At 69.2% G+C, this 6,910-nt stretch carries 6 protein-coding genes; 4 read left to right on the top strand and 2 right to left on the bottom strand.

All coding sequences use genetic code 11. The features are described 5' to 3' along the window. Both ETD85_RS58960 and ETD85_RS58955 read right to left on the bottom strand, forming a co-directional pair. Window positions 1-229 (bottom strand): roadblock/LC7 domain-containing protein (locus ETD85_RS58960; RefSeq protein WP_138698532.1); only part of this gene is annotated, 229 nt, incomplete at its 3' end. Window positions 230-275: 46 nt separating this feature from the next. Then, window positions 276-3,116: a sensor histidine kinase gene (locus ETD85_RS58955; protein WP_170247439.1), complete on the bottom strand. Its 2,841-nt coding sequence runs from the start codon at window positions 3,114-3,116 to the stop codon at window positions 276-278. A gap of 624 nt (window positions 3,117-3,740) precedes the next feature. Here ETD85_RS58955 and ETD85_RS58950 point away from each other — a divergent pair. From ETD85_RS58950 to ETD85_RS58935, 4 genes are all read left to right on the top strand, one after another. Then, window positions 3,741-4,742 carry an ABC transporter substrate-binding protein gene (locus ETD85_RS58950; protein ID WP_138698530.1) on the top strand — a complete coding sequence of 334 codons (1,002 nt, stop codon included), beginning with the start codon at window positions 3,741-3,743 and terminating at the stop codon, window positions 4,740-4,742. After that, window positions 4,739-5,554 carry an ABC transporter permease gene (locus ETD85_RS58945; RefSeq protein WP_240780121.1) on the top strand — a complete coding sequence of 272 codons (816 nt, stop codon included), beginning with the start codon at window positions 4,739-4,741 and terminating at the stop codon, window positions 5,552-5,554. The genes ETD85_RS58950 and ETD85_RS58945 overlap by 4 nt, the downstream gene beginning before the upstream one ends. Next, window positions 5,551-6,426 (top strand): ABC transporter permease, encoded by an 876-nt coding sequence (locus tag ETD85_RS58940; protein ID WP_138698529.1) that lies wholly within the window; start codon window positions 5,551-5,553, stop codon window positions 6,424-6,426. Before ETD85_RS58945 ends, ETD85_RS58940 begins: the two co-directional genes overlap by 4 nt. A 62-nt stretch (window positions 6,427-6,488) precedes the next feature. After that, window positions 6,489-6,910: FAD-dependent monooxygenase (locus ETD85_RS58935; protein ID WP_206059572.1), on the top strand; the 422-nt coding region annotated here is incomplete at its 3' end.

Below are 6,910 nucleotides of genomic sequence, written 5' to 3'. Positions count from 1 at the left end.
GATTGACCGCACCACCCTCGAACACCCTGGCCGCACCCTGCGTCAAACTCACCAACCCCGACGCGATCGCAGCCAGCTGATCAGCCCGATCAGCCGGAAAACCCGACGAAGCCGCCAACGGCAACCCGTCGGATGACACGACCACCGCGTGCGCGACACCTGGGACCGTGCCGACGAAGTCGGTGATCAGCCAGTCGACGCCGCGTGCCGCGTGGCTCAGGTCGTTCATGCGCCCTCCTTCGACGGTCGCATGAACGACATGACTGGTCGCTCGCTCATGCGCCCTCCTCCCTGTCGTTGTTCCTCGGGCTGGAGGGAAATGCCTTGCCCTCGGTGATGTCATCACGCGCTGCCCGGAAGCCCTGCTGGAAGCTCGATAGCCGGTTACGGATCCGGTCCGGTGACACCGACGGCATCGGTGTCACGCCCTTCGGCGACGACGACGTGTCCGCCGAACCCGGCACGAGGTTGGCCTTGGGCACCCGCTTGGGCAGCCCGGCCGCCGTCGAACCGTCACGTACCGGCTCCACCACGGCCTCGGCCGCGCTCCAGCCCTCGTCCGCCTTGGAGGAGCCCCAGCTCGCGCCGTTCTCGTTGCGCCCGAACCAGGCGGACTCGACCGCGGCGAAGATGGGCAGGTACTCGTCTCCCGCCGAGGCGGGCGCCGCGGACGGGATCGCTCCAGGGCTCCCGGAGTCGGTCTCGGGGAAGCCCAGGCCCGGCCGCTGCGGCGGCGGCATCCCGTCGTAGCCCCAGTTGCCCGGCTGGTCGGGCGTGGGGCGCTTGGGCAGGCCGCGATCGCCGTTCCAGGCGGGTCCGCGTGGCGGCACCCAGACGTCGGGGTTGTCGTTGCCACCCGCGCGCAGGTCGTGGGCCCGGCCGTTGTTGTCGCGGGGGTCGACGGGCCAGCCGTTGTTGTCGGACGGCCCCCACTGGGGCAGGGACGGCCAGTTGCCGCCGGCCTCAGGGTTGGAGGGGAAGGACGGATGGGCCGGGCCCATCTGGTAGGTGGGCTGGGGCCAGTCGCCGGCCGGCGTACCGGTCTGCGGCCAGTCCGCGGCCGGTGGCGGAGCAGCCGGCCAGTCGGTGGCCGGCGGCGCGCTGTGCGGCCCCGAGTACGGCTCGTCCTTGGGTCCACCGCCCGCGCCGGCGAAGGCGGGCGGCTGGGCGCCGGTCACCGGCGAGGGGCCGGAGAACGACGGGGTGCCGGAGAAGGAGGGCGTGCCGGAGAAGGTGGGCGCCTGCGAGCCGAGCATGTTCTCCGGGATGAGCACCATGGCGGTCAGGCCGCCCGAGCTGTGCGGGCGTAACTGCACCCGGATGCCGTGGCGGTGGGCCAGCCTGGCGACCACGAACAGGCCCATGCGGCGCGACACCGACACGTCCACGGAGGGCGCGTCCGTCAGCCGCTCGTTGGCCTGCACCAGCTCTTCCTGGGTCATGCCGATGCCGGAGTCGGTGATCGACAGCATCACGCCGCCGCCGTCGATCCGGCTGCCCGACACCGTCACCCTGGTCTCGCGCGGTGAGAACGACAGCGCGTTCTCGACCACTTCGGCGAGCAGGTGGATGACGTCGTTGACGGCCTGGCCGGCCACCGAGACGCCGTCGGGCACCTGGAGCACCACGCGCTCGTAGTTCTCGACCTCCGACAGCGAGGCCCGCGCCACGTCCACCAGCTTGACCGGCTGGCTCCACCGCCGCGGCGGATCCTGACCCGCCAGCACCAGCAGGTTCTCACTGTTACGCCGCATACGCGTGGCCAGATGGTCCAGCTTGAACAGGTTCCCGAGCCGCAGTTCGTCCTGCTCGCCCTGCTCCAGCCCGTCGATCAAGGTGATCTGCCGCTCAACCAGCGTCTGACTACGCCGCGACAGGTTCACGAACATCGCATTCACATTGCTGCGCAGCCGCGACTCCTCACCCGCCAGCCGCACCGCCTCACGGTGCACCTCGTCGAACGCCCGCGCGACCTCGCCGATCTCGTCGTGCGTGTCCACGCCGATCGGGATCACGGGGCCGACCGTGCCGTCGCCGCTCTCGCGGAGCTGCCGCACGGTCTCCGGCAGCCGGTTGCCCGCGATGTCGAGCGCCTCGCCGCGCAGCTTGCGCAGCGGCCTGATGAGCGAGCGGGCGATGAGCGAGATGATCGCGAGGACCACCAGCAACAGCAGCAGGATGAGGCCGCCGGAGATCAGCGCCGAGCGGTTGGCGCCCTCCTCCAGGGCCCTGGCCCGCAGGATGACGGAGGAGGACAGGTCCTTCTCCACGCTGCGCAGCGCGTCGATCTTGCCGGTGCTGACGTCGAACCACGTGGCCACGTCCCTGTCGGGCCGCAGGCCGATGCTCAGCTCCTTGGCCTCGGCGGCCTGCGCCATGGCCCGCAGCCGGAACAGGTCGGTCTGGTCGACGTCCCTGCCCACGACCGTGTTGCGATAGAGCTCCAGCTGGTCGAGGTTGGCCAGGGTGCCGAACAGCGTCTCCTCGCTCTCCTCACGCGACTTGGCGTCGGTGAGCGCGTCGAGCTCGCCGCTGTCGAAGCCCTTGTTGTCCAGCGCGCTGGCCAGGATGCCGCGCTGCTTGGACGCCTGCTCCTTGGCCCGCGCGATCGCGGCCATGGAGCTGGCACTGTGCGAGACCTGATCGTCCACCGCGACCTGGCCGACCTGGTCGTGGAACTGCAGCAGGGTCGCGATGATCTGCGAGTACTTCTGGATCATGGGCAGCGGCTGGATCTTCCCGTTGACCGCCGTCTCGCGCAGCGTCGGGATCTCCTCCAGGCGCCGCAGCACTGGTCGTATGGCTTCCGGATGCGTGTCGGTGAGCGCCTGCGCCCGCTGCTTGGCCTCGTCGATGAGGCCGTTCACCCCGCTGTAGGTGGTGCGCAGCTGGGCCTCGCGGCTCTCGGGCCGGCCCTGGGCGATGTAGAGGGCGGTCTCGTCGCGTTCGAAGGACAGCTCGTGCGTGACGGCCCCGAGCTGTTCGCTCAGCTCGGCGACCTCACGAAGGGTCTGGTACGTGTTGGCGTCGCTGAGCGAGGTGATCACGTTCAGCCCGCCCAGACCCACGGCCACGGCCGTGGGAACGACGATCAGCGCGACAAGACGCGATCGCACGTGCCAGTTGCCGAGCCCGAACCTGTTGGAGGTAGGTTTCGACAGCTTTTGCTTCTGATGCCCGTGCGGCTCGCGGTCAGCGGAAGCTTCAGCGCTCTGCGTTCTCACTTGCCTTCGCAACCTCTCGCCCCGGAGGGGAATTCTCGGTGACCATGCAGGTAAATGCACGTGGGGCAATATGTACATCGAGATAAGCGTCATTTGAGCACAGGGGTTGGCGAGGGCCAACCACCACTAGTGCCCCGATGAGGTGTTTATCCCTGATTGTCCAGAAAATTCAACAGAATCAATACATGACGTTCTATCTGGCGAAACAGGCAATGACAGGCCGTTCCACGTGCCGCTTCCGGACCCGCGGAAAAGATCAAATGACTTTGCCTCATCAGTAACTGAAGTCCCGCTCGCCACCTCCTTTCACAAAACGGACAAACATTAGGATTCTTACCGGTCGTCAAATTTTCACGATATAGCGGCAACCCGACATTGCAACCACAAGTGTGAGCTTCGCGATAAAGACCGGCAATTTGGTGCTACGGTCGAGCCCTGTTGTGCGTCAGGCACACAGCCCCCGGGAGCAGAAGCCACCCGGTCCCCCCCTGGCTCCATCTGAAGGGAGTCCCTGACATGAGGCTTGGCCGTTCCGCCAGGGCCGCCATCATCGGGTTCGCTTTGACACTCGGCGCCGCGGCGTGCAGCAACGGCGGCACCACGACCGCCAGCAATCCGCCGTCCGCATCCGCGAGCGGCGGTCTGGAGAAGACAAAGCTCAAGATCGCAACTCTGCCGGCCATCGACAGCGCCGCTCTCTACGTGGCCATCGACCAGAAGCTCTTCGAGCAGGAGGGCCTGGAGGTCACTCCGCAGGTCGTCCAGGCCGCGCCGGAAGCCATCCCCATGTTGCTGAACGGCGAGATCGACGCCATGTTCGGCAACTACGTGTCCATGTTCGCCGCACACGACAAGCAGGCACTGAAGCTGCGCATCCTGGCCGAGGGCTCTCGCGCAGCCCCCGACTCGCTCAGCATCATGGCCCTGCCCGGCTCGCCCATCAAGACGGCCAAGGACCTCGAAGGCAAGACGATCAACGTGAACGTCCTGCACAACTTCCAGGAGCTGGCGCTGACCCAGGTGCTCAAGGCCAACAACGTCGATCCGGGCACGATCAAATACGTCCCGGTGACGTTCCAGAACATCATGTCCTCGTGGAAGGGCGGCCAGATCGACGCCGCCTACCTGGGCGAGCCGATGGTCACCGCGGCCACCTCGTCGATGGGCGCCCGCAAGATCCTCGACCCGGCGTCCGGGCCCGCGGCGGAGTTCCCCATCTCCGGCTACGTCAGCACGCAGGAGTGGTACGACAAGAACGCGAAGGTCTCCGCGGCCTTCCAGCGGGCCATCCACAACGCGGCCAAGCTGATGGAGAACAACCGTGAGGTCGTGGCCAAGGTGCTGCCGACCTTCACCCAGATCGACGCCGCCACGGCGGCCACCGTCACCTTCCCGTACTTCTCCAGCAACGACAATCCGGTCCGCCTCCAGCGGGTGGCCGACTGGATGCTGGAGGCCAAGTGGCTCACGAAGGCGATCGACGTCAAGTCGCTGATGTCGCCCACCACCTCCGGGTGAGCGCTCAGAGCCTGGCGCCCGTCCGCCCGGCGGCCATCGCCACGCGCTGGTCACGCCGGGCGGCGGGGGTCTTCGCCTTCGCCGCGCTGATCGAGCTGCTCAGCCGTACCGGCCTGGTCGATCCCGAGATCCTGCCGCCCGCCACGGAGATCGTGGGGCGGGCGATGACGCTGGTGTCCGACCCCGCCTTCCGCGCGCACGCTCTGACGAGCCTGCTCGCCTGGGCGATCGGACTCGGGCTCGCGACCGCGCTCGCGGTGCCGCTCGGGCTGCTGCTCGGCAGCGTGCCGGTCATCGACGCCGCCACCCGCTCGGTGGTGGAGTTCCTGCGGCCGATCCCGTCCGTGGCGCTGATCCCGCTGGTGGCGCTGGTGATCGGGACGGGCCTGCAACTGCGGGTCACGCTGGTGGTCTACGCCTCCCTGTGGCCCATCCTCTACAACACGATGTACGGCCTGCGCGGCGTCGACCCCGTGGCCAAGGAGTCGCTGCGCTCCTACGGCTTCGGCCCGCTGTCCGTGCTGCTGCGCGTGTCCCTGCCGTCGTCGGCGCCGTTCATCACGACCGGGTTCCGGCTGGCCGCGGGGGTCGCGCTCATCCTGACCGTCAGCACCGAGATCGTGGCCGGCCGGGGTGAGGGCATCGGCGTGTTCATCTTCTTCGCCGGCATCGCCGTGCCCGCGCGGATGGCCGACATCCTCGCGGGGGTGTTCTGGGTGGGCCTGTTCGGGGTCCTGGTGAACGCCCTCCTGGTCGCTGGCGAGCGCCGGGCGTTCCGCTGGCACCACGCGCGATTGGGAGAACAGGGATGAAGACCTCGGCTCGCCTCGCCCCGAGAGCCGCCGTCGCATCGCCCGGCGAGCCGCGGCGGGCCCCGGTCCGGCGCGGGAGGGGCCTGGCGCGCGCGGCGTTCCGGTGGCTGGTGCTGGTCGTGCTGGTCCTCGCCTGGGAGACGGCGACCAGGGTGGCCGGCAGCACGTTCTTCCCGCCGCCCAGCACGATCGTGACGCGGATGCACGCGATGTGGTTCTCCGGCCCGCCCGGCCGGTTGTTCCTGACGGACATGGCCGTGGACAACATCCTGCCGAGCCTCGGCAGGATGGCCGGCGGGTTCGCCGGGGGCGCGCTGGCCGGGGTGGCGCTCGGGCTGGCGCTGGGGCTGTCCGCCAGGGCCTACGACTACCTCGACGGGGTGCTGCAGTTCCTGCGGGCGATCCCGCCGCCCGCGCTGGTGACGGTGTTCCTGGTGCTGTTCGGGTTCGGGCTGAAGATGCAGCTGGCGTTCATCATGTTCAGCATCGTGTGGCCGGTGCTGCTCAACACCGCCGACGGCGCCCGCTCGGTCGAGCCGCTGCACCTGCAGACGTGCCAGGTGTTCCGGCTGTCGAGGGCCGAGCGCCTGCGCCGGGTGATCATCCCGTCGGCGCTGCCCAAGATGTTCGCGGGCCTGCGGCTGGCGCTGTCGCTCTCGCTGATCGTCATGGTGTTCTCCGAGCTGCTGCCCGGCACCACGAGCGGTATCGGGTTCCAGCTCACCGACGCGTACTCGACGTTCGACCTGCCTGCCATGTGGGCGGCGATCGTGCTGCTCGGGGTGCTGGGATACCTGTTCAACGAGGTGTTCCTGGTCGTCGAGCGCCGGGTGCTGGCCTGGCACCACGCCGCCCAGCAACTGGTCGGCTAGAGTCCCCGTTGGCCTCGCGGGGCCGGTGATCTGGTCGATCCGATGGGGGCATCGTGAAGACGATGATCGTGGGCGGCGGCATCGGGGGGCTCGGCGCGGCACTCAGCCTGCGGGCGGCCGGGCTGGAGTGCGTGGTCGTGGAGGCCGCCGCCGCGCTGCGGCCGCTCGGGGTGGGCATCAACCTGCAGCCGCACGCCGTGCGCGAGCTGACCGAGCTCGGGCTGGGCGGCGTGCTGGCCGGGCTGGGGGTGGAGACGAGCTTCATGACGTTCGCCGACCGGCACGGCAACGTCATCCTGGCGCTGCCCCGCGGGCGCTCGGCCGGCTACCGGTGGCCCCAGTACAGCATCCACCGGGGCGAGCTGCAGATGGCGCTGCTCGCGGCGGTCGAGGCGCGGGGCGTGCCGGTGCGCACGGGGGTCAGGTTCGAGGGGTTCGAGCAGGACGGCGACGGGGTGACCGTCACGCTGCGGCGGGGCGGGCG

The sequence above is a fragment of the Nonomuraea zeae genome, assembly GCF_005889725.1.
Lineage (GTDB): Bacteria > Actinomycetota > Actinomycetes > Streptosporangiales > Streptosporangiaceae > Nonomuraea > Nonomuraea zeae.
The sequence above is the reverse complement of the archived record's forward strand: the minus strand, read 5'-3'. Positions and strand labels throughout refer to the sequence as shown.

Excerpts from the sequence above, each read along its gene's own strand:
- ETD85_RS58950 (WP_138698530.1), top strand. The coding sequence starts at position 3,741 with ATGAGGCTTGGCCGTTCCGCCAGGGCCGCCATCATCGGGTTCGCTTTG.
- ETD85_RS58940 (WP_138698529.1), top strand. The coding sequence starts at position 5,551 with ATGAAGACCTCGGCTCGCCTCGCCCCGAGAGCCGCCGTCGCATCGCCC.